Consider the following 22,819-nt stretch of genomic DNA (forward strand, 5'->3'; position numbering starts at 1 on the left):
TAAAATAATCTCATTTAATCTTTGAACTATATTATATACTAAAAATAAATTAAATAAAATAAAATCACTTAAACTTCTAATTTAAGTGATTTTAAACCTTTTATTTCTCTATTAACTTTTTCTTTGATACATTAAATACATTTTTCCATAATAAAATATCTATTCCTAATAATACTACTGCATAAATATATAGCCAAGCTCCAGCAAAAGTTGCTCCTAAATGTCCCACTATTACTATAAGTATAAAAACTAAAGAAAATAGAAGTGAAATAATACTATCACCATTATTAGTTCCCTCAAACTTTTCTGAAAAAGGATATGATTTACTACTAACAGAAAAATTTAATATTATAATTAACACTAAAGATAAGAATGCCACTATTAAATGTTTTATTACAGAAAAAGAAAATAACATAGTAAATATTATTGATAAAACTATATATGGAGGTATAATTAATTTAAAAATTGTACCTTTAATTACCCCTTTATATATTGAAGATACCTTATTAATTGGAGCTACTTTGTATATCCATGCTCCATTATACCTTTCAGAATATCTAAGCATTATAAGTATATTAGGTATCATTAAAGCAAAAGCATATATAGTAAAAAATGACTTAGAATTCATTAGTTGCTCTCTTGTATGGCTAAAACTTACTCTCTCAAATCCTATCATCATAAATATAAAAGGAAATAAAACACCCATAGCCATGCTAGGATATACCTTAAGCTTAAATTCACGCTCTGAATCTATTATACCTATTGAGAAGTTAAAAAAAGCTCTTTCTATATTATCTCTACATATAAAATTACTAAGCTTTAAGGAAAGCTTGTCCTTCTTTCTCTTTTTTTCACTGTTATTATTTAACTTTTGTAAATACTTTTCAAAGGTTGGTGTTAATTTCATATAAAGTGCTATAGATGCTATTGGTATAACTAAAGCTAATACAGACATTGTTATTAAATGTATGTCTACTACTCCTCCATCTATTATTGCTAATGGAGCTGCAAACCACATAGGAGCAATAAAATAATGCCATCCTTTCATTTTATATGCAACTTTATCTATATCAACAAATTGGAATATTCTAGGCACAATTTGATATCCTATTATCATAAACACACTTAAAGCTATTTGCACAAAATTTATCATATCTTTTAGTTTTTCTCCATCAAAAAACTTTAAAACTAAAAGGTATGCTAAAGCAGTTATCATTATCATAAATACATCTATAAGCACTATTTCTAATAAAAATATCAAGAAAAATCCTATTCCATATTTAAAAGCTGCTAATAAAGAAAATCCAGTTAATGCTAAGGTTAAGGAAATTATATATATACAAACATGAGTGATTTTAGCTGCATTTATAGTTTTATTATTGACCCCTTTTGTAGCAATTATATTTTTATCTCTTACATCTAATATTACATAAGAAAAATCAGATATAAATATTGTAAGTATCATAAACATAATAGCTGCAAAATACATTGACATTTGGTACATTATATTTATTTTAAAAATCATTATAGATGCAAAAAATAACCCAATAAAAGCATATAATAGTAAGGACTTGTAAAACTCATTAGAATCCTTTTTCTTCTTTTTAACGTCATTATTAAAAACTGTTGCCTTTCTTCTTCCATCCATAGTAAGCTTAGCAGAAAGTATAAGCTTCATCATATCATAGTCAACACCTGTTTTAGCATATATCCATTTTAATCTATCTAATATCTTAAATACTTTAAAATTTTTCATACTTTATACCTCGTTAACTATAGATATAAAGTTTTCTGCTAATTCTTTATATTGATGGAAGCCTGTAAGTTCATTAAATATACTTTCAAGAGAGCTTTCTTTATAATTATTTTTTAGTTCTTCAAAATTACCATCTGCTATTATTTCACCATTATTAATTAAAATAATTCTATCGCTTATTTTCTCTACTACTTCCATTATGTGAGAAGAATAAAATACAGTTTTTCCATCCTTTGCAAGGTGAGCTAATATCTCTTTAATAATCATTACACTATTGGCATCTAATCCGCTTAATGGTTCATCTAAAAATAATATTTCTGGGTTATGAAGTAGACTTGATATAAGTATAAGTTTTTGCTTCATACCTTTAGAATAAGATGAAATTCTTTTCTCGTAAGCATCCAATATTCCAAGTATATTCATTAATTCTTTAGCTTTATTATCTGCTTTATTATAGTCTATTCCATATAATTGAGCTATAAATGTAAGATATTCCCTTCCTGTTAAACTATCATATATTTCAGGAACCTCTGGTACATAACCTATTTTCTTTTTATAACTACCATCACCTATAGAAACTTCTTCACCAAAAACTTTTATTTCTCCCGTGTATCCTGTAACTAATCCCATAATTAATTTTACAGTAGTACTTTTTCCAGCACCATTTGGTCCTATATATCCTATTATGCTTCCTTTATTAACCTGAAGATTTATTCCCTTTAAGACTTCTTTATCTCCAAAGCTCTTTTTTAAATTTATTAATTCTAAAACATTGTTATTACACATATTATCATCCCCTTTAAATAATTTTACATTATTAATTATAATTTGTAAAATTTTTACTAAGGATCATTTTATTACTTTTTTTCATTTGATAAATCATAATTTAATACAAAGTTTCTCTTTATATTTAATAAGTCTTCCATATCATTTAAAAACTGAAGAAGCTGTGCCCTATTTTCAAATTCTTCTCTTGTTTTTGGAAGAGACATTTTTTTAAAATCATTTTTTAGTATATTTAATTCTTCTAATAGCTCTTTACAATCATTTGTCTCTTTAATTTGATCTGCTACGTTTTTAGTAAACTTAGATATCATGTGAGTCTGTTCAAAAGACATATAAAAACGCTCAAAATGCAGTCTCATTTTCTTTATAATATCGAATTGATTTTTCCTCATATTTATATAATCAGTGTAATAGGAATCAATTTTATAAAAATTATTATTTGCTATTTTATAAGCTCTTTCATTACTTTCTTTTAATCTTTTTTCTAAATCTCTCATTAAATTTTCCTCATCTATATCTACTGTATGAGTCAATAATGATTTAGACATTTTTGATAAAATCATTCTATATCCTTTTTCTATATACTCCTTATCTTCATTAAATTTAAGATGAAGGGATGGCATAAAAATATTAGCTATTGATGCTACTCCAATTCCAATTATCATTATCAATAATTCATTTATTATCCAATATTGATTTATTGAACTTGCTATTAGTAAATGAGTTGATAATACTACAGCAGGAACCATTCCCTCGGAAATATTAAAATTTGAAGTAAAAGGTATAAAAATTAAAAGAAACAATCCAAAAGTCAAAGGATTTTGACCTATAAATCCATATATTAAAACTGATAATACAATAGCTACTAAGCAGGCAATCAATCTATTTTTTCCTACTATTAATGCCTTTTTTCTAGTATCTTGTACACTTAAAATTGCTATAACTGCTGCAACTGCTGCAAACTGTAAATCTAATAAATTTGCTAATAATAATGATACAGTTGCAGCTATAGACATTTTTACTGCTAAATTATAAATATATTTCATCTATACCCTCTCTTTTAATATTAATTATTTAAATTTTCTTTTTGCGTAGCCACACCTTTTACATAAGTCTTCAACTGCACGTCTCCTAGAAAAGCCATCATATATATTTCTTGCTCTTTCTGACTTTAATATATCTTCTAAGCTTTCAGTAAATATATTTCCTAATGGTATTTTTCCTTCACTATCTAAACAGCATGGTACTACTGTTCCATCTAATAAAATACCCATTTGATCTCTAAGTCCATGGCAAAACACTTCTTCACTTAAAAGTGAAAGATTAATATCCGGCCAACTAAATTTCTCTGCCATATTTAAATATACTCTTTCTTTTAACTTAAAACTTTTTTTCTCAATTAAAGCTTCACTTAAACTAAAATCAAGAGATAACTTCTCTTCTATTAATCTTAATATATTTAAATTTAAATCATTATTAGCCTTTAAATCCTCTGTATCTATATTCCAAAGTCTTAAAGCACATATAACTTCACTTTTTCTATTAGCCTCATTAATAAAATTCAGTACATTATTTATATACTCATAAAAATCTATATTGTTATCATTAGCTTCAAAGCTATGCAATGATAAATTTACTTGTCTTAATGCTTTACTAGATATTAATATATCCTTTACCTCATTTATTAAAGTTCCATTAGTTGTTATATTCACTTTTAAATTAGCTTCTTCTGCAATTAAAAGAAAATCCCTTAAGTTTTTATTTAAAAAAGGTTCTCCCATTAAATGAAGGTAAATATGATTAGTGTATCCCTTAACTTTATCCATAATTTTTTTAAAATCTTCTTTGCTCATAAATCCTAATTTTCTGCTAGTTTTAGGACAAAAGTTACAACTCAGATTACAAATATTAGTTGTTTCTATATATATTTTCTTAAATCTTGTCATCTGTTATCTCCTCTTTGATTATATTTATAAAATTAATTTATCACATTCTTGTCTTCTTTCCAAATATATTTAAATTTTATGACGAAATTAAATTGTAACATAATTAATTAAATAACTATATATTTATAATAAGTATATAACTATGAAGGATGTGAAACTATTTTGGATCCATATAAAGTTTTAGGGATTACTCCAGACTCTTCTAAAGATGAAATTAAGCAAGCTTATAAAAATATATTAGATGAATATAACCCTAATAATTCAGATTTTAACTCTCGCCCCCTTGCGGAAGAAGTAATTTCCGAAGCTAATATAGCCTATGATGTTTTAGTAAACGGTGCTATATATAAAGAAATTAGAAATCTTATAGATAATAATAATATTTCTTTAGCTGAAAGTAAATTAAACCTTCTAGACTTAAAAGACTCTGCTGAATGGAATTATCTCCAGGGATTTGTTTACTTTAAAAAAGGATGGTTCGACAGTGGAGTTCAACATATTGTAACGGCAAATGAACTTGATCCAAATAATGATGAATATGCCAGGACTTTAAACACTTTAAAAGCTCGTGCTAATGAAATAATAAATTATTATAAAAAGACTAACACTCAACCTCAACCTCAAAATAATATGAATGCTTGTGGTGGAGGCAACATGGGTGGTGGAAGTGGAGGAATGTGTTAGTTAAAATTAGCAATAATATAAGGAACAGTAAATAAGATTATATACTGTCCCTTATTATTTTTATTATTTATTTTTAACTAATTCTAATATTAATTTTGATAGTTTTTCTAGATCATCTATTATCATATGCTCTTCTAATGTATGTGGTTTTCTCTCTCCACTAGAAAGGTTAACTGCTTTTATACCATTTCCATTAAGTATATTAGTATCGCTTCCCCCTCCTGATGATGCTGTTTTCCCCTCTATTCCAATAGCTTTCATAGCCCTTTTAGCTTTATTTACTATTTCATCATTTTCATCTATCACAAATTGCCCAAATACTCTATTTACTTCTATTTCAGCTTTACCACCAAATTTTTCAGCATATTTTTTAAATGTTTCTACCATATGAGTCGTTTGATTTTCTAAAGAATTTATATCTGTACTTCTTGTTTCTGCTTCAATAATAACTTCTGGACAAACTATATTAGTAGCAACTCCTCCACTAATTTTACCTATATTTGCAGTAGTATTTTCATTTATTCTAAGTAACTTCATATTAGAAATAGCTTCTGCTGCTATTTGTATTGCACTAATTCCTGACTCTGGAGAAACTCCTGCATGAGCTGGCTTTCCTATAATTTTTACTAAAAGCTTATCTTGAGCTGGCCCCTTTACTATAATAGTTCCAATATCTCCACTTGAATCAAAAATATAAGCTTTTTTAGATTTTATCTTAGAATAATCTAAATTCTTAGCTCCATATATTCCTGCTTCCTCTGCAATTGTAAATACAACCTCTATATCTGTATGCTGGATTTCTTCTTCCTTTATAGCTGTTAAGGCTTCTATAATAGATGCCACTCCACCTTTATTATCTCCACCTAAAATCGTTGTTCCATCTGAATAAACTATTCCATCTTTTATTACTGGTTTTATTCCTTTTCCAGGTGTTACTGTGTCCATATGCCCGCAAAGCATTATAGTTTCCCCTTCAATATTGCCTTTTAACCTTGCTATTATATTTCCTGTATTTGAACCTACTATTTTACCTGCATTATCAAATTCCACTTCAAAGTCTAATTTTTCTAAATCTCTTTTTAATCTTTTTGCAAATTCACCTTCATTATAGCTTTCAGAATCAATTTGAATATACTGTAAGAATCTTTCAAGAACTCTTTCCTTATTTATCATATGTCTTCCTCCTAAAACAATTTAGTATATAATATATTTTACCAAAATATTAGATAGTTAACAGCTTTTTTAGTTTTTAATATTTAATAGACTTAAATCTTAACTTAATAAATAATTAATTTAATAAAACTCTATTTATAATTTATTATATTTTCTCTAAATTTCTTGTATAATTGCTTGAACTTAATAATATTAATAAATATATAATTATTTAGGAGAATATTATGGGTAAATCAAATCAAAACAAGAAAGCTAATGCAAAAGATAAAAAGAATGATAAGAAAGACTCATCAAAAAAAAACTCAAAAAAGAAAAAATAAGTATTAACAGTTATAATATTCTTTATCAAAGCTCTGATTTAAAAATAAAAAATCACCATATATTTTAACTATGGTGATTTCTTATTTTATTCTAATTGAGTTAATAACCTTCTCATTACATCTTTTAGCTTTCCTTCGCCAGTATCTTCATGAGTTACTGCAATTACTAGCTTTATATCATTATCTGATGGATCCCATTTATAAGCCTTCATATCCATTATTGCTTCCTCTGGTAAAATATCTTCCATATCAGTAGCTAACTCTTCAGATAAACTTATGTATTCTTCAAAAAGTTCATCTTCATTTAAACCTTCTATACTATAATCATCTTCTATAATTCCATTTAATGTATCTATATCTATACTTAAGTTAAAAGCTATTGTGTCTTCCCTTTTAGTTCCCTTACTCATATCTTTAATAATCTTAAATTCTGTATTATTCTCAATTTCATTTTTTACTTCTTCTGTATCAACTACTTTTCTTCCAAATGCAACGTACATAATTTCGCCTCCTTATTAATAAATATTTACATCTTTTTTAAAGTTATACCTTAAAGTTTTTTGTTGATTTCTTAATCAACTCCTTTAGCTTTTTTAATTCTTTTAGATACTTTTTATGCTCTAATTAGGAAAAGCTTAAATAAACCTTATATGTACTTTAATCTTAACTTACTTTTTTATCTTTATAGTACTCATTACATCACTAAATAAATTGTTATAGAAATTATCAAATCCATCATCATCCAGATTAATTTCTTCATTATCGCTTATATAAAACTTGTCCATAGTGGATACAATTAAATCAAATTTTTTCAAATCATTTTCTTCTAATAATATATTGAACAAGTATGCTAAATGATTTTGCATATATTTTTGCATTTCTTTAATATCTTTATCTTCTAACTTTCCTTCATCATATAACTTTTTAACAGGCCCATTTCTAAAGATAAAATAAGCTGATGCTTTTGTTATTTTAATTATATAATCTTTTGGTATTCTATCCTTCATTTTCTCACCTCAAAACTTATTGCTCATGTATATTTAACTATATTTAATAGTAAAAAACAACCCTACTATGTTAACAAACTGTTATAATTATCATATGAATTGATGAAAGTCATTCTTTGTATTATAATATATTTAATATATTTTACAGAGGTGTTAACATGAGATTTTTTCAGGGTATATATGGAATAGATTTATTATCATTAATGTTATTACTTTTAAGTTCTATACTTAATATATCTCATTATACAAGAATTATAGGATATGCAATATTTATAATTGTTATATTTAGAACATTTTCTAGGGATATCTATAAAAGACAACGTGAGCTTAATTCATTTGTTAGATTTATAAATAAGCCTTTATCAAAATTTGGATTTACTATTCCAAGCAATATTCCTCCTATTGATTTAAGATATTTTTCTTTTGCACTTACAATTCTAAAAAATAAAATAAATGAAAAGAAAAATTATAAAATAACAAAATGTCCAAGCTGTGGTCAAAAGTTAAGACTCCCTAGAAAAAAAGGGAAAATAGTAGTAACTTGTAAAAGATGTTACAATAAATTCGATTTTAGAACTTAGAATCATTAGATGCTAAAATAGCAGGATAGAAATCTAATATAAATAGATCTCTATCCTGTTTTAATTATATCTTAAGGAATATCTATCCCTCTTCCTGCTACATATATCTCAAACCATTGGTCTCTTGTAAGATTTATTTCCGTTGCTCTAATAGCTGATTTAATTCTATCTATGTTTCCAGAACCAACTATTGGCATAATCTTACTTGGATGCATTAGTATCCATGCATATACAACTTCATCAATATCCTTCGCTTCGACTTCCTCTTTTATCTTATTTAAAACTTTTCTAACTCTAACTGAAGCTTCATCTTCCCCCTTAAATATTCTTCCTCCAGCTAAAGGTGACCAAGCCATTGGGTTAACTCTTTTTTCAAGCATTAAATCAAGTGTTCCATTTTCAAAATGCTCTAAATTTAAAGGAGATACTTCTATTTGGTTAGTCACTAGCGTATTCTCTAAATATGAATTTAACATATTAAACTGTGCTGGTAAAAAGTTAGATACACCAAAGTTTCTTACTTTACCTTCACGCTTTAATTTTGTAAATGCTTCTGCTACTTCTTCAGGATTTAATAGTGCATCTACTCTATGAATTAATAAAATATCTAAATAATCTGTTTTAAAATTTTTTAAGGATCTTTCAGCTGACTTTATTATATGTTCTTTGCTTGTATCATAACAATGAGATTTATTCTCTGGTCTATTTACTGAAGGAAACTTAATTCCACACTTAGTTACTATTTGTAACTTTTCTCTTAGTCCATTTTTTAAATTTAATGCCTCTCCAAATTTTTCTTCACAGCAAAAATTACCATAAATATCAGCATGATCTATTGTTGTTATACCTAATTCGTAAACTTCTTCAACTAATTTTAATAGCTCTTCATTACTTAATTTCCAATCAATTAATCTCCAATGTCCATGAACTATTCTAGACATTTCTAAATTATCACTTAACTTAACTTTTTCCACTTATATTCACCCTTTCAATTTCATTTATCACAAATATATATTTAACATTTTCATATATAATTTACTATTAAATTATATCATAGCTTTTTAAAACTTTATTAATAATTAAAATATTAATAATGGTCAAAATTCCCTTAATATATTGCTTTAATATTGTACACAATAAATTTAAGTAATATTTTAAGGAGGTTTAATAGTGAGCAATAAAAAATTAGATAATGAAAAATTAACTTTATCCGCTCTTATATTAATTATTTTTACATCAGTCTACGGCTTTAATAATATTCCAAGAGCCTTTTACTTAATGGGCTATTCAGCAATTCCATGGTATTTATTTTCAGCATGTTTTTTCTTTATACCTTATGCATTTATGATGGCCGAGTATGGTGCAGCTTTTAGAAAAGAAACTGGTGGAATTTATACTTGGATGGATAGATCAATAGGACCTAAATATGCATTCGTTGGTACATTTATGTGGTACAGTTCTTATTTAATTTGGATGGTTAACGTATCATCATCTATTTGGGTGCCTTTATCCAATTTAATTTTTGGATCTGATAATACTTCAACTTGGTCTTTGTTTGGATTAAATGCACCAAGAACACTAGCTATATTAGGATCTATCTTCGTTATATTAATAACATTTATATCTTCTAAAGGTCTTAAAGGAATTGCTAAAGTTGCCTCTGTTGGAGGTATATTTGTAACTAGTGCTAACTTAGTTCTATTAATTGGTGGATTAATAGTATTAGTGGGAAATAACTTTAAGTTAGCTCAGCCTATAGATGTTAATGCATTCCTATCCTCTCCTAACCCAGCTTATCAATCTCCTTTAGGAATACTTGGATTTCTTGTTTTCGCATTATTTGCTTATGGAGGCCTTGAAGTTGTTGGAGGGTTAGTAGATTCAACTGAAAATCCTAAAATTACTTTTCCAAGAGGAATAAAAATAGCAGCAATATTTATTGCTATAGGCTATTCTCTTGCAATTTTATTTGAAGGTTTTTTTATAAATTGGAATAATGTTTTGAGCGGTAAAGAAGTTAACATGGCAAATGTGTCATATATAGTTATTAAAAATTTAGGTATTGAAATTGGAAAAGTTTTTGGTTTATCCTCTTCTTCAATTGATACTTTAGGATTTTGGTTTGCTAGATACATTGGACTTGCAATGTTTTTAGCCTTATTAGGCGCATTCTTTACATTAGCTTATTCTCCATTAAAGCAACTAATAGAAGGAACACCCGCTGGAATCTGGCCTAAATCATGGAGTGAAAAAGATAAAAATAATATGCATTCAAATGCAATGTGGGTACAATGCATTATAGTTGTAACAATAATATTAATTTCATCTTTTGGAGGCAAAAGTGCAAGTATATTTTTAAATTACTTAGTTTTAATGGCAAATGTAGCTATGACAATTCCCTATATGTTTTTATCTTTTGCATTTATTTACTTTAAAAAGAAGAAGGAAATTGAGAAGCCTTTTGAAATATACAAAAAAAGTTCATTTGCTACTGCCGCGGCAATTATTGTAACTTTAACTGTTGGTATTGCAAATTTATTTACAATACTTCAACCAGCAATAGAAGCAAAAGACTACATCTCTACTATATTTCAACTTGTTGGACCTATAGTATTTGCAGCTATAGCCCTAATTTTATATTCTTTATACGAAAAGAGAATTGCTAATAAATAGAATAATGGATGTAAGTTATCTTACATCCATTATTCTATAATCATTTATTTTCTTGCAATAATTTAACTTTTTCTAGTTCCCTTATAAAGCTATCTCCATTAGAATTATCTATATAAAAAACACACATTATATTATCATCCAGTTCATTAATAGTTGTCGTAATTCTTGTATGATTTATTAACTTATCTACTTCAAATTTTCTATTTAAATTTAAATATTTATTCTTGCCATTAATTTTTATATTTTTACAGTTATCCAGTACCTCTACCTTAACATCCTCTTTTGTTTTAATTCCTATAATCATTCCATTTTTAGTGTATTTAAAAGAATAGCCGTCTTGCTCAAAACTTCCCATCTCCTCTATACCATTTATAATTTCCTCATAGTTATCCCATTCTCTTTCTATATCATCTTTATCATAATAATAATACCTTATATACAAATCTAAATTAAAAATTTTACTACTACTGCTTTCTATATCAAAATCATCTTGGATATCTTTATGATAACTTTCTTTTAATTTTTTATTTATTTCAAATATATTTTCTTTTATTCCTTCACAATTTTTTCTTACCTTATCTATTGCTTCTTTAAAATTCTCGGCATCTATAGGTTTGTTTAATTGAAAGTCCATTAATATGATTTTAGAGTTATATCTTATTAAACCAATGTTGAATTTAATTTCATCATTTTCATTTTCTATTGAAGTTAAATTTTCTATAACATCACTAGTATTTTCTATAGAATTATTATTCTTTAAAATGTTTACTACTATATCTACAAACTCAACTCTTTTATTAAGCTTCTTCAGAACTATAGATACATTTTCTACTTTTCTTTCCCCAACTAAAGTTACCATTTCTGATAAATCTGATAATACCCCACTATTACATTTGTCTAATTTTAGTATTAGCCCATTAATGCTACTGTCAACCTTAATATTGTACTCATTTCTTAAATTAACTTCAATTTCTTCTTGTAACTTTCCTTCTCTGTCTGCTATATATCTATTTACAGAATCTTTATCTAATAATAGCTTTTTTGCTTTATTTAAATATCTTAAGCAATTATAATAACCTTCCATCAACTTTCTCTTATTTTGCCTATCACAATTTACATATAAATTTCTATAATTTCTTATTAATAGGTTAATGGCAGATAAAGCTTCTATAATCGATATTTCCATTTCACTTTTCACTGTTGATAATTTATATTTATGATCATAACATAACTCCTCATGATCTCTATTTCCACTTAAAAAATTCTTTAATATTGAATTTTCTAATTCTAATCTAGCTAGATTTATGTTATAAATATCTTTTCTTAAATAATGATAGCTTTCCAGTAAATCATCCTCTTCACTATATTCTCTAATAGCCTTAAATATATCACTTAATATCTCTATTGCTTCATCTAGTTTTTCTTCACATTTTGAAGACTTTTTAAAAATATTTAGCATATTCATAACATTCTCCTTCCTATCTCTACTGCATCTTATGTTAAATGCATTATATTTATTTAGGTTATCCCATTTTAAGGTATTAATACATTTTTAGAATTTATTAATATTTTTCTTGACATTTTTTCCTTCAGGTTGTATTATGTATCTAAATCAAATACATGTGTTTTTTATATGAATACATTTTGATAAAAAGGGGGCTTTAATATGAAAAATAAATCATTAATACTAAAAATATTTATAGCATTAATAACAGGCATAATTTTGGGGCTAGCCTGTAAAAACTTTAACGTTGATTTTCCAATTAGACTTCTAGCAACTTTCAGTGAGCTATTTGGAAGTTTCTTATCATTTATTATTCCATTAATTATGATTGGTTTTATTGTTCCTGGAATAGCTTCTCTTGGACATAAATCTGGAAAAGGATTATTGATTACAACTTTAATTGCGTATATTTCTACACTATGTGCAGGATTTTTAGCATACTCAGCAGGGTCTTATTTGCTTCCTAAGTTATTAAAAGCAAATTCTTTAGTTATAGATTCAGGTACTGGGGTAAATCCTTTCTTCAAAATTGATATTCCTCCTATGATGACTGTAATGTCTGCTTTAGTATTTTCATTTATTATGGGGATAAGCTTATCTAAAATTAAAAATAGTAGTATATTAAATATCTTTAATGAATTTAGCTCAATAGTTTCTAAAATTGTCTCCAATGTTCTTATACCTATAGTTCCTATATATATTGGAGCAATTTTCGCTAAACTTAGTTTTAGTGGAGAAATATTTAGTACTTTAAAAAGCTTTGCTTTAGTTTATATAATTTTATTTTCTATTCAAGGAATATATCTTTTAATGCAATATTCAATTGCTGGTAGTATTAAAAAAGAGAATCCATTAAAACTTCTTAAAAATATGATTCCTGCATATTTAACGGCTGTTGGTACTCAGTCATCTTCTGCTACAATCCCTGTAACAGTTGAATGTGTTAATAATAATAAAGTTAATGAGGAAGTAACTGATTTTGTAGTTCCTTTAGCTGCAACTATACACTTAGCTGGTGATACTATTACTCTTGTATTAACATCTATGGCTGTCATGTATATGACTGGTAGAACTCCTAGCTTTGTATTAATGCTTCCATTTATATTTATGCTTGGAGTAACTATGGTTGCTGCTCCTGGAGTTCCTGGTGGTGGAGTTATGGCGGCTCTTGGAATATTAGAGTCAATGCTTGGTTTTGGAACACTTGAAAAACCTATTATGATTGCGCTTCATGCTGCTCAAGATAGTTTCGGAACTGCAACTAATGTAACAGGGGATGGAGCTATTGCTATAATAATCGATAGTGTTTTAAACTCTAATGAAGTAGTGGCAGAAAATTTAGAAGAACTTAGAGTTCTAGAATAAATAAAAAGAGATATGAAAAAATAAATTCATATCTCTTTTTGTTTACTCTATTTTTTAGTTTTTATATCTATATTTTCTCCATCAGACAATATTGTTATTTGCCCTTGTTTGTCTGTTCTATAAGCCTTTATTCCATAATTATTTATTTTTTGTAATGTTTCTTTGTGTGGATGTCCATATTTATTATCTACTCCACAACTAATTACTCCATACTTTGGTGAAACTGATTCAATAAATTCTTTTGTTGATGAGGTACTAGATCCATGGTGTCCAAATTTTAATACATCGGCATCTAAATTTTTAGGATATTTAGCTACAACGTCTTGCTCAGCATGAGCTTCTGCATCACCTGTAAACATATAGCTTGTATTTCCAAATGTTAATTTCATTATAGGTGAATAATCATTAAACTCTTCATATGATTCATAAATTGGAGAATAGACATCTATTTTTGCTCCTTCTCCTAAATCAAAATTCATTCCTTCTTTTATAACTTTTACTTTTAAGCCTTCCTTCTTAACAGCATTTATCATATTTTCGAAAGTTTTTGTATTATGAGTTACCTTAGGCATATAAAAATTTTCTACTTTATATTTTTCAAAAACTTTTTCCATTCCACCAATATGATCTTCATGAGGATGAGTTGCTATAACAATTTCAAAGTCATCTATATTTTTTTCCTCTAATTGTTTTATAAGCTTATCTGCATCACTCCTTGGCCCTGCATCTATTAATATATCAAAATCATTTACTTTAATATAAGCTGCATCACCTTGTCCAACATCTAAATAAGATATCTCTAATTTACCACTTGAAACCCCTGTATTGAAATTTTTAATATCTTTCCCAAAATATAAAGATATTAATGCAATTATTCCAAATACAATAATAGTTATAAATTGTGCTTTTTTGTTTCCCTTATGCTTTCTCATAGTTTCTTCAAAGGATTTTTTTAATTCTTTTTCTTTAGTCAAAGCTTTATCTCTCCTTACTTCCAAACATATATTCTTATATTAATACTTATTATATGTTTTTATAGTAAAAATGTCAAAAGGCGTTGCATTCTGTCCTGCAACGCCCCATAGCCATAGTCAAATTTAAAATATAACTTCTGACTATGCTAATATTATTTGCTTTTTTATTAATTTTATTCTTTTTAATTACTTAGATTTTCAAAATTTTCTTGGGTCTTTAATTTTTTACTTGAATTATATTTTATTAAGGTCTTAGTAATGGTTGAAACTAATATAATTCCAAGAGCTAGTACTCCTGCCGAAGCTAAAGTTTTTATTCCAGTTTCCAAGGACTTCATAACATTCCCTGTAATGGCTTCAACCATTGTATAATACATGCCACCACCAGGAACTAATGGTATTAAAGCTGCTATTACAAATGTAGTTACTGGTGTCTTTAATATTCTTGCAAAAATTTCTGAATACACACTTAGTCCCACAGCTGCCCAAAATAAAGCTGTTGTATCAGAACCACCCACCTTTATTGAAAACTTGTATATAAACCATCCTAATGCACCACATAAAGCTGAAAAAAATAAATTTTTACCTTTAATATTAAAAACTATTCCAAATGCAAAAGATGAGATAAAAGCAGATAACACTTCAATAATCATATTTATACTCCTCCAAATACTCTAATCCAAAAACTTAAAACTACACCAGTACCAATAGCAACTGCTATAGCTGTCAAAAATGCTTCTGCTCCTCGTGCAAGCCCAGATACTAAGTCACCTGCAACAGTATCTCTTATTGCATTAGTAATTGCAAGTCCTGGAACTAAAAGCATTATAGACCCTATTATAACCTTGTCTATATCAAATGCTAACCCAACTTTTATAGATATAATTGCTAAAAAAGCTAAAATTCCAGCACAAATACTTGTTATAAAAAATGAATTTAATCCTATTCCTTCTCCCTTTATAGAAAAATGTTTAACTACTATTCCTATTAAAAATGCTGCGATAGCATCTCTTAAAGATCCTCCAAATAAAAAAACAAACCCAAAGGCTCCTATTGCTGAAAATAAAATTGTCACCTTATTTGAATATCTCTTTTCTTCCTCTATTTCTTTAAGTTTAATCTTCAATTCCTTTACAGTAAAATTACTTTTTGATATATTTCTTGCTAAATCATTAACCTTATGAATCTTTTGCAAATCTACCGATCGATTTAAAATTCTAACTACAAGTGATTTTATTTCTCCTTCATGTGAAGCTGACGCTATAATTACTGTTGGAGTAGCATAACTATCAGCTACCTCTATTCCAAATGAATTACAAATTTTATTCATAGTTTCTTCAACTCTATAAGCTTCTGCTCCACTTTCTAACATTATTTTCCCTGCGTAAGCTGCTACTTGAAGTATATTATTTATTTCCATTTCTTTTCCCTTCTTTTATATTTAACTGCATATATTATACAATTCTCATAACAGCCTGTCTATATTGATTTTACTCTTTTAAAAATTTTATTTCTTAACAAAATAAAGGAAAAAATCTTATAGATTTTTTCCTTTAAAACTATATATTATTAATTATATTTGATATACTTTGAACTGAAGTATTTCTTATAGTAAAAATCATGTCTTCACCTATTCTAAGCTTACATTCATTTTCATTTATTTTAACTTTATTTAAATTTAATCCTGTAGCTCCAAATTCCTTATATTTAGTTGGTGCTACATCTATTTCAAATTTACTATTTTTAGCTCCTGTAATTTTTATTAAACTTCCTTCACATTCATTATCTTGTATATTTAAAGTTATTATATTATTTCCTTTTAGAACTATTTTATCTTCTGGAACTGCTATTACTGATACCTTTCCAGTCATAGTCATCCATCCACCACTTAACTTTATTTTAGAAAGTAATTCAACTTTGTATTCTTTTGTGATATTACTTAATAATTGTCCTAATTCATATACGTTTAAATTGTATTTCATCTTTCTTCATCCCTCACAGTATTTTATAAAATATATTTTATTATACTATAACTCTATACGAATAACTATAAATATCTTTTAATAATTATTATCTGTTTCTATATACTCTCTATCTATATATTCAAGAAATCTACTTGTTTCATTTTTTCTATTGTAATCTTCATTTAAATGTGCTACTAAATATAAATGTTTTCTTGCTCTAGTTAATGCTACATAAAAGGTTCTTTTTTCTTCTTCTAAATTATTTGATTTAATTGACATATAGGCTGGAAAAGTATTTTCTTGAAGTCCAACAATAAACACACTATCAAATTCCAACCCTTTAGATTGGTGAACAGTTATAATTGGAATTCTCTTCTTATTAGTTCTATTTATAATTAAATTTTCAAGCTCTCCATTAGAAAGACCTGTTAATTTAATTATATCTAATAAAGAATCTCTATTACTTTTTTTATTATCATCCAATTCTCTTACTAATACATAAAAATCTCTAAGTCTTTCTATCTTTTCTCTTCCTTCTTTAACTGCTTCAAGACCTCTTCCTGAATATAATGTTTTTATATTAAATTTATTTATAATCTCTACTATTATATCTTGCGGTCTTTTAAATTCAACTTCTTTAAATAATTCATTAAGCTTATCACTAATATATGAAAATGCCTTTAAATGCTTAGACATATAATTTATTCTTTTAATAGACGTCGGAATTAAATCATTATTTATGGCTCTAACTAGTAAATCACTAGTAGCCAGTATATCGTCCATAGCATCATGACTTGGTTTATTTCTAGTTTCAAATATATTGCTTAATGTTTCTAATTTATAATTAATTAAATTTGGATGAAATCTTCTGTATATATCTAATGTGTCATAAAAAGTTTTGAATTTATGTTCTTCTAAATTATTTCTATAAAGTTCACTTGTTAAAATATTTATATCATATTGAACATTGTGTCCTACTACTACAGTATCTTTTGAAAACTCCAAAAATTCTTTTAATACCTTTTGCTTATCTTCACCTTTTTCATTTAAAAATTCATCACTAAACCCATGTACATTAAATGATGAAGCTACAGATTTTTTATTTTTTAAAAACCTTTCAAAGCTATCAATAACTTCTCCATACTTATTGATTTTTATAGCTGCTATTTGAATTATTTCATCTTCTGTTACATCTGTTCCTGTGCTTTCAACATCAAAAACTATTATACTATCTTTTGCAAATTCATTTATTAATAATGAATACTTTTCACCATAAACTCTTGCATTTATATCTATAAAATCTGATAGAGTAATTCCAACCTCTCTATATTCTTTTGATTCAATAATTTGAAAGGTTTTATCACCAATACCTGTTGGAAGCCTTTTTACTATTCTCTTTAAGCTAACATTGTCATATTTATTTGCAATAAGCTTTAAAAAAGCTATTATATCTTTTATTTCTTTCCTTCTAAAAAACTTAAATTGATCTACTAATATAAATTCAAAATCTGCTCCTTCATAGCCAATTATATTTCCTAGCTCTCTACTTAATTTTATATTATAATTGTTATCTCTACTTAAGATACAAAGCTTCGATATATCTTCGTCTTTTTCTTTTAAAGATTTTACTTCCTCAAATATAAATCTAGCTTCTTCTCTTAAAGTATTACACATCTTTAATTGTATTTTTTCTCCATTATCTTCTGCTTCTGAATATATTTCATTTCTATATATAGATTTATATTGTGATTCAAAAGCATTCTTTAAAAAGCTTAAAGAACCATTAGTTATATTCTTTGTTGATCTATAATTTTTAGAAAACACTATTTCAATTGGATTATAAGATTCCTTAAAGTATTCTAATATTTTATATGGTTCTGAACCTCTCCAACCATAAATAGTTTGAAACATATCTCCACAAAGCAAGATGTTATTTCCTTTAAATATCTTCTCAATTATAAAATATTCTAATGTACTTGTGTCTTGAACTTCATCTATATTTATATATCTATATTTTTCTCTTAAATTTAAAACAAGTTTATCGTCCCTTAAAATTTCCTTTGCCTTTGAAGTTAAATCTGTAAAATCTAATCCATGATTATTATAAAGCAATGAATTATATAAATTAACTAAAAAATGGCCTTTTTCTAATAGAAAATACTTCATTTCATTATTCAAAGTACCTTTCTCACTACAAATAGAATTTATTTTGCTTTCCTTATATTTGAATATATTTTTTATAGTTTCACTATAATCATCTAGAATATTATTACTATATAAATTAAGCTTTGCTCTTTCTATTTTTATCAGCTCTATAAATTGCTGTAATTTAAAAACAGAATAGTTATAATAATTACATTCTTTTATTATTTCTCTACAATCTTCTTCATCAAAAACTATGAAGTCAGTAAATATATCCGTTCTTTTTTTTGCATCACTTTTAATTAAATCATAACAAAAACTATGAAAAGTTCTTATAGTAATATCTTTAGCTTCTTCTTTAACGACTTTTTCTAAACGTTCTCTCATTTCTGCACATGCTTTATTAGTAAAAGTTATACATAATATTTCTGATGCCTTTGCTTTTTTGCTATTTATAATATTGGAAATTCTACTTGATAAAGTATTAGTTTTACCGGTACCTGCAGAGGCAAGTAATAAAATGTTTTTTTCTAATTCATTTACAACTAAAGCTTGTTCTTGATTTAAATTCACATTTACTCCTCCTAGCTTTAATATTTCAAGTTAATTTTATCATATATAACTAAATTAATATAAAAATATTATAGTAACTTAGTAATATATATATAATTTATGTTATTTTGTTTAAAAATACTGTTATGTTATAATAGAATATATAATATTCTATAAAAATAGTAAACATAAGTGAACTAACTCGAATAAGCTTAAATTAACATAAATTTAAAGGGTGTCGCAAAAGCTGACACCCTTTCTTTATTAATTTATTTCATAACTTAAAAAAATAAATCTTTCTATATCTTCTTCTATAAGTTTTAAAGAGTTTCTCCAGAAGTTAGCATTATGAACATCTATATTCATTATTTTTGTTACATCACAAACTTTTTCTTTTCCTGTGACAGCTAATAACTCTTCATACTCCTTGCAAAAGATTTCACCTCTTTTTAAATATTCAGCATATAAACCTTTTGCAAATAAGTTTCCAAATGCATATGGGAAGTTATAGAAGTTAGCTGTAGCATAATAGTAATGTGGCTTCCAAGTCCACATATATTTATGCAAGAAGTTACTATCAAGTCCATCTCCATAAGCTTCCTCTTGAGCTTTTATCATAACATCATTAATTTCTTCTACTGAAAGAGAACTTTCTTTTCTTTTTTCAAAAATTTCACTTTCAAATAAGAATCTTGAATATATATCAACTATTACTTGATTGCAATCTGATATTTCCGCTTCTAAAATAGCAAAAGCTTCTTCTTTAGTTGCATCTTTTATTGCACCTCTTTTAACTATTATTTCACAGAAATTAGATGCTGTTTCTGCCAAAGTCATTGGATATTCTGAATTTAATACAGTTTCATTTCTTAAGCAATGACTATGAAATCCATGTCCAAGCTCATGTGCCATAGTTACAACATCACTAAAGCTATTACCATAGTTTAATAGTATTCTACTTTCATTTATATCTTTTATACTTTCGCAGAATGCTCCACCTACTTTACCTTCTTTAGGCATTACATCTATCCAATTATTATTAAATGCTTTTATAACAAAGTCTGCTAAATTTTCACTAAAGCTTCTAAAATTCTTTTCAACAAAAGCCTTCCCTTGCTCGTAAGAAAATTTCATTTCTTTATTTATAACTGGTGCGTATAAGTCATAAAATGGTAATCCATTCTTATGTCCTAAAATTTCAGCCTTTCTTTTTAAATATTTTCTAAAGGATGGTAAACTTTCTTTTATAGCCGTAAGCATAGCATTTAAAATATCCTCATCCATTCTTGACTCTTCTAAAGTCATATGAAGAGGTGACTTATATCCTTTAAGCTCTGAAGTAGTTAAAACTTCTCCTTTAATTCCATTTAAAGCTGCTGCTACTCCATCTTCTATTTTTTCATAAGACTTAATTTCTGCTTCATAAGCTTTTTTTCTTAAGTCTGCATCTTGACTATATGCCATGTTTAATACAACTGTTAATGGTAATGATTTATCTTCATTATCAATATTAATATCAACTTTATGTGTTGATATTAATAAATCCTTATAATTTAACCAAGCATCTGAACCTGTATTTCTCATTTTAGCAATTATAGCTTCTTCTTTTTCACTTAGCATGTATTTATTTTTTTCTATTATTTCTTTTATAAAGAATTTATGCTCTTTTAATAAATTAGATGAATTAATTAAACTATCTATATTATCTATATTTGCTACCCATTTGTAAATTTTAGTTAATGGTTCTGCTAAAAGACTATATTTAGAATTTATAACATCTAAATATTTTCTTCCTTCTGGATTTTTTGAGTCAGTGCTTAAAGTTAAATTTGCATAAGCACCTATTTTATTTAAAAGTAAATTTATACTTTCTAACTTATTTATTAACTCTTCTAATTTTATTAAATCATCTGACTTTTGATCAGTATTTTTAGCAAATGTTTTAATTTCTTCTATTCCTTCATCCACTCTTTTTAAGTCTAACCTAAACTCATCTGAAGTGAATGATGGATATAGCTCTTTTAAGCTCCATTCTAATGACATAATTACTCTCCTTTTATACTTATTTTTAATTATATGCTCTGTTAGACATTTTTCCTCTAACATAGTCTAATTATATTATTAAAATTATTTTTATTCAATTATTTACCACTTATATTGAATAATTTTTATTTCTAAATTCTGATGGCGATATTCCTACTATCTTTTTAAAGGTATTAGTAAAATGACTTTGATCATGAAATCCTAACAATATGCTTATTTCTAATATACTTTTTTCTGTACTTAACAGTAACGTCTTTGATCTTTCAATCTTTATTTCTCTCAAATACTTCATAATAGATATTCCCTTATATTTTTTAAAACAAGTTGATGCATAGCCTACTGATATATTTAAATTATTACATATTGATTCTAGTGATGTATGATTTTCAATATTTAAATGAAGAGCTTGTAAAAGCTTATTAACTGTAAAGCTATCAGTAATTTCCGTATCATTTATTAGTAAATCCACATATTCATTTATCATTTTTGTCTCAATAATTTGTAAACTACTTATGCTATTAGCCTCTTTAATTTGCCTATAAAATTTATTATAAATTGGATGAAGATATTTTTTAGATATTCCATTTTTTATAATCTCTCTAGTATATACTGCATTCCAAATTATTAAATCATCTCTTTTATGCTCTTTATCAACATCATCTATAACTTCAGATTTATGTTTTTCATTAACTATATTTATTATTTCTTCTTTGTTTCTTGACTCCATTAAAAGTGATATTTTGTTACTAAAAATATTAAAATCGGATTCAAAACTTTCATACCCATCCTTCATAAATTATCTCCTAATCATATTTAATAAAAAGTATATACATATTATATTTCAAATATACAAATTCTAGCAACAAATTTTATTATTAATTCAATATCTCTTCCTTAAATATGCAAGATATAAATTAAAACAATTTAAATAAAAAAGTAGGCAGATTCTATTTTATGAAATCCACCTACTATATATAAAAATCTAAGGGCTTTTTTTATTTAGCTGCTGCTTCTAAAGCTTTATTTACAGCTTCTAATACACCTTTTGATGAATTAGTTGCACCTGATATAGCTTCAACGCCTTCAGTACTTTGTTTCTTTATTATTTCTGGAACTAAGTTGTCTTTAACACCATCTACTAAAGTCTTAGTTTCATGTTGCTCTGTTAAGTTTATTTCTGATATCTTTCCTTTTGCAACTTTAACTTCTACTTTTATTGCTCCAGAAGCTCCTTGTCCTTCACCTGTATATGTTCCATCTTTATATTTTCCGCCACCACAGCCAACAAGTACTGTTGCTGACAATGCTATTGCTCCTAATATCGCAGTTAACTTCTTCATTCTTCTTCC

At 26.3% G+C, this 22,819-nt stretch carries 21 protein-coding genes; 4 read left to right on the forward strand and 17 right to left on the reverse strand.

The genetic code is table 11. The features are described from left to right. Positions 1 to 100 precede the first annotated feature (100 nt). The 4 genes from ACYUEX_RS09955 to ACYUEX_RS09970 form a co-directional block, all read right to left on the reverse strand. Positions 101 to 1,756 carry a hypothetical protein gene (locus ACYUEX_RS09955; RefSeq protein ID WP_460287909.1) on the reverse strand — a complete coding sequence of 552 codons (1,656 nt, stop codon included), beginning with the start codon at positions 1,754 to 1,756 and terminating at the stop codon, positions 101 to 103. 3 nt (positions 1,757 to 1,759) lie between these two features. After that, positions 1,760 to 2,542: an ABC transporter ATP-binding protein gene (locus tag ACYUEX_RS09960; RefSeq protein WP_460287910.1), complete on the reverse strand. Its 783-nt coding sequence runs from the start codon at positions 2,540 to 2,542 to the stop codon at positions 1,760 to 1,762. Positions 2,543 to 2,613: 71 nt separating this feature from the next. Then, on the reverse strand, positions 2,614 to 3,588 hold the full coding sequence (locus tag ACYUEX_RS09965) for an aromatic acid exporter family protein (protein WP_460287911.1): 975 nt from the start codon (positions 3,586 to 3,588) through the stop codon (positions 2,614 to 2,616). A 24-nt stretch (positions 3,589 to 3,612) separates the two neighbouring features. Beyond that, a complete protein-coding gene (locus tag ACYUEX_RS09970; RefSeq protein WP_460287913.1) occupies positions 3,613 to 4,488 on the reverse strand; it encodes a radical SAM/SPASM domain-containing protein in 876 nt (291 codons plus the stop codon). 162 nt (positions 4,489 to 4,650) lie between these two features. Here ACYUEX_RS09970 and ACYUEX_RS09975 point away from each other — a divergent pair, with 162 nt between their 5' ends. Continuing rightward, the gene (locus ACYUEX_RS09975; RefSeq protein WP_411170406.1) at positions 4,651 to 5,172 is read left to right on the forward strand and encodes a J domain-containing protein; all 522 of its coding nucleotides are present in this window, start codon (positions 4,651 to 4,653) and stop codon (positions 5,170 to 5,172) included. Between the two features lie 63 nt (positions 5,173 to 5,235). Here ACYUEX_RS09975 and ACYUEX_RS09980 read toward each other — a convergent pair whose 3' ends face one another. The 3 genes from ACYUEX_RS09980 to ACYUEX_RS09990 all read right to left on the reverse strand — a co-directional run bounded on the left by ACYUEX_RS09980 (position 5,236) and on the right by ACYUEX_RS09990 (position 7,672). Then, complete coding sequence (locus tag ACYUEX_RS09980) at positions 5,236 to 6,345, reverse strand: M20/M25/M40 family metallo-hydrolase (protein WP_460287915.1); 1,110 nt, start codon at positions 6,343 to 6,345, stop codon at positions 5,236 to 5,238. 406 nt (positions 6,346 to 6,751) lie between these two features. Continuing rightward, positions 6,752 to 7,165 carry a hypothetical protein gene (locus ACYUEX_RS09985; protein ID WP_460287917.1) on the reverse strand — a complete coding sequence of 138 codons (414 nt, stop codon included), beginning with the start codon at positions 7,163 to 7,165 and terminating at the stop codon, positions 6,752 to 6,754. 168 nt (positions 7,166 to 7,333) lie between these two features. After that, positions 7,334 to 7,672, reverse strand: a complete 339-nt coding sequence (locus tag ACYUEX_RS09990) for a hypothetical protein (protein ID WP_460287919.1) — start codon at positions 7,670 to 7,672, stop codon at positions 7,334 to 7,336. A 158-nt stretch (positions 7,673 to 7,830) separates the two neighbouring features. Here ACYUEX_RS09990 and ACYUEX_RS09995 point away from each other — a divergent pair, with 158 nt between their 5' ends. After that, positions 7,831 to 8,253, forward strand: coding sequence for a hypothetical protein (locus ACYUEX_RS09995; protein WP_460287921.1), 423 nt, complete (start codon positions 7,831 to 7,833; stop codon positions 8,251 to 8,253). 71 nt (positions 8,254 to 8,324) lie between these two features. On the opposite strand, the gene ACYUEX_RS10000 is transcribed toward ACYUEX_RS09995, so the two are convergent. Next, positions 8,325 to 9,227, reverse strand: coding sequence for an aldo/keto reductase (locus ACYUEX_RS10000; RefSeq protein ID WP_460287922.1), 903 nt, complete (start codon positions 9,225 to 9,227; stop codon positions 8,325 to 8,327). Between the two features lie 196 nt (positions 9,228 to 9,423). Here ACYUEX_RS10000 and yjeM point away from each other — a divergent pair, with 196 nt between their 5' ends. Beyond that, the gene (gene yjeM, locus ACYUEX_RS10005) at positions 9,424 to 10,926 is read left to right on the forward strand and encodes a glutamate/gamma-aminobutyrate family transporter YjeM (protein ID WP_460287924.1); all 1,503 of its coding nucleotides are present in this window, start codon (positions 9,424 to 9,426) and stop codon (positions 10,924 to 10,926) included. A 40-nt stretch (positions 10,927 to 10,966) separates the two neighbouring features. On the opposite strand, the gene ACYUEX_RS10010 is transcribed toward yjeM, so the two are convergent. Continuing rightward, positions 10,967 to 12,391 carry a hypothetical protein gene (locus ACYUEX_RS10010; RefSeq protein ID WP_460287926.1) on the reverse strand — a complete coding sequence of 475 codons (1,425 nt, stop codon included), beginning with the start codon at positions 12,389 to 12,391 and terminating at the stop codon, positions 10,967 to 10,969. Positions 12,392 to 12,592: 201 nt separating this feature from the next. On the opposite strand from ACYUEX_RS10010, the gene ACYUEX_RS10015 reads away from it, so the two are divergent. Continuing rightward, a complete protein-coding gene (locus tag ACYUEX_RS10015; RefSeq protein WP_460287928.1) occupies positions 12,593 to 13,795 on the forward strand; it encodes a dicarboxylate/amino acid:cation symporter in 1,203 nt (400 codons plus the stop codon). A 47-nt stretch (positions 13,796 to 13,842) separates the two neighbouring features. Here the strand turns inward: ACYUEX_RS10015 and ACYUEX_RS10020 are convergent, their stop codons facing one another. The 8 genes from ACYUEX_RS10020 to ACYUEX_RS10055 form a co-directional block, all read right to left on the reverse strand. Continuing rightward, a complete protein-coding gene (locus ACYUEX_RS10020; protein WP_460288194.1) occupies positions 13,843 to 14,727 on the reverse strand; it encodes a ComEC/Rec2 family competence protein in 885 nt (294 codons plus the stop codon). Positions 14,728 to 14,951: 224 nt separating this feature from the next. Next, positions 14,952 to 15,422: a threonine/serine exporter family protein gene (locus ACYUEX_RS10025; protein ID WP_460287930.1), complete on the reverse strand. Its 471-nt coding sequence runs from the start codon at positions 15,420 to 15,422 to the stop codon at positions 14,952 to 14,954. Positions 15,423 to 15,424: 2 nt separating this feature from the next. Further along, a complete protein-coding gene (locus tag ACYUEX_RS10030; RefSeq protein WP_460287932.1) occupies positions 15,425 to 16,189 on the reverse strand; it encodes a threonine/serine exporter family protein in 765 nt (254 codons plus the stop codon). A gap of 139 nt (positions 16,190 to 16,328) precedes the next feature. Then, a complete protein-coding gene (locus tag ACYUEX_RS10035; RefSeq protein ID WP_460287934.1) occupies positions 16,329 to 16,751 on the reverse strand; it encodes a UDP-N-acetylglucosamine pyrophosphorylase in 423 nt (140 codons plus the stop codon). Between the two features lie 78 nt (positions 16,752 to 16,829). Beyond that, on the reverse strand, positions 16,830 to 19,448 hold the full coding sequence (locus ACYUEX_RS10040; protein ID WP_460287936.1) for a 3'-5' exonuclease: 2,619 nt from the start codon (positions 19,446 to 19,448) through the stop codon (positions 16,830 to 16,832). Between the two features lie 243 nt (positions 19,449 to 19,691). Then, entirely contained in the window at positions 19,692 to 21,470 is a 1,779-nt protein-coding gene (locus tag ACYUEX_RS10045; protein ID WP_460287937.1) for a M3 family oligoendopeptidase, read from the reverse strand. A gap of 109 nt (positions 21,471 to 21,579) precedes the next feature. Beyond that, positions 21,580 to 22,263 (reverse strand): helix-turn-helix domain-containing protein, encoded by a 684-nt coding sequence (locus ACYUEX_RS10050; protein ID WP_460287940.1) that lies wholly within the window; start codon positions 22,261 to 22,263, stop codon positions 21,580 to 21,582. Positions 22,264 to 22,465: 202 nt separating this feature from the next. Further along, entirely contained in the window at positions 22,466 to 22,810 is a 345-nt protein-coding gene (locus ACYUEX_RS10055) for an FMN-binding protein (RefSeq protein WP_460287942.1), read from the reverse strand. Positions 22,811 to 22,819 lie beyond the last annotated feature (9 nt).

It is taken from the genome of Clostridium sp. CTA-7 (assembly GCF_054768095.1).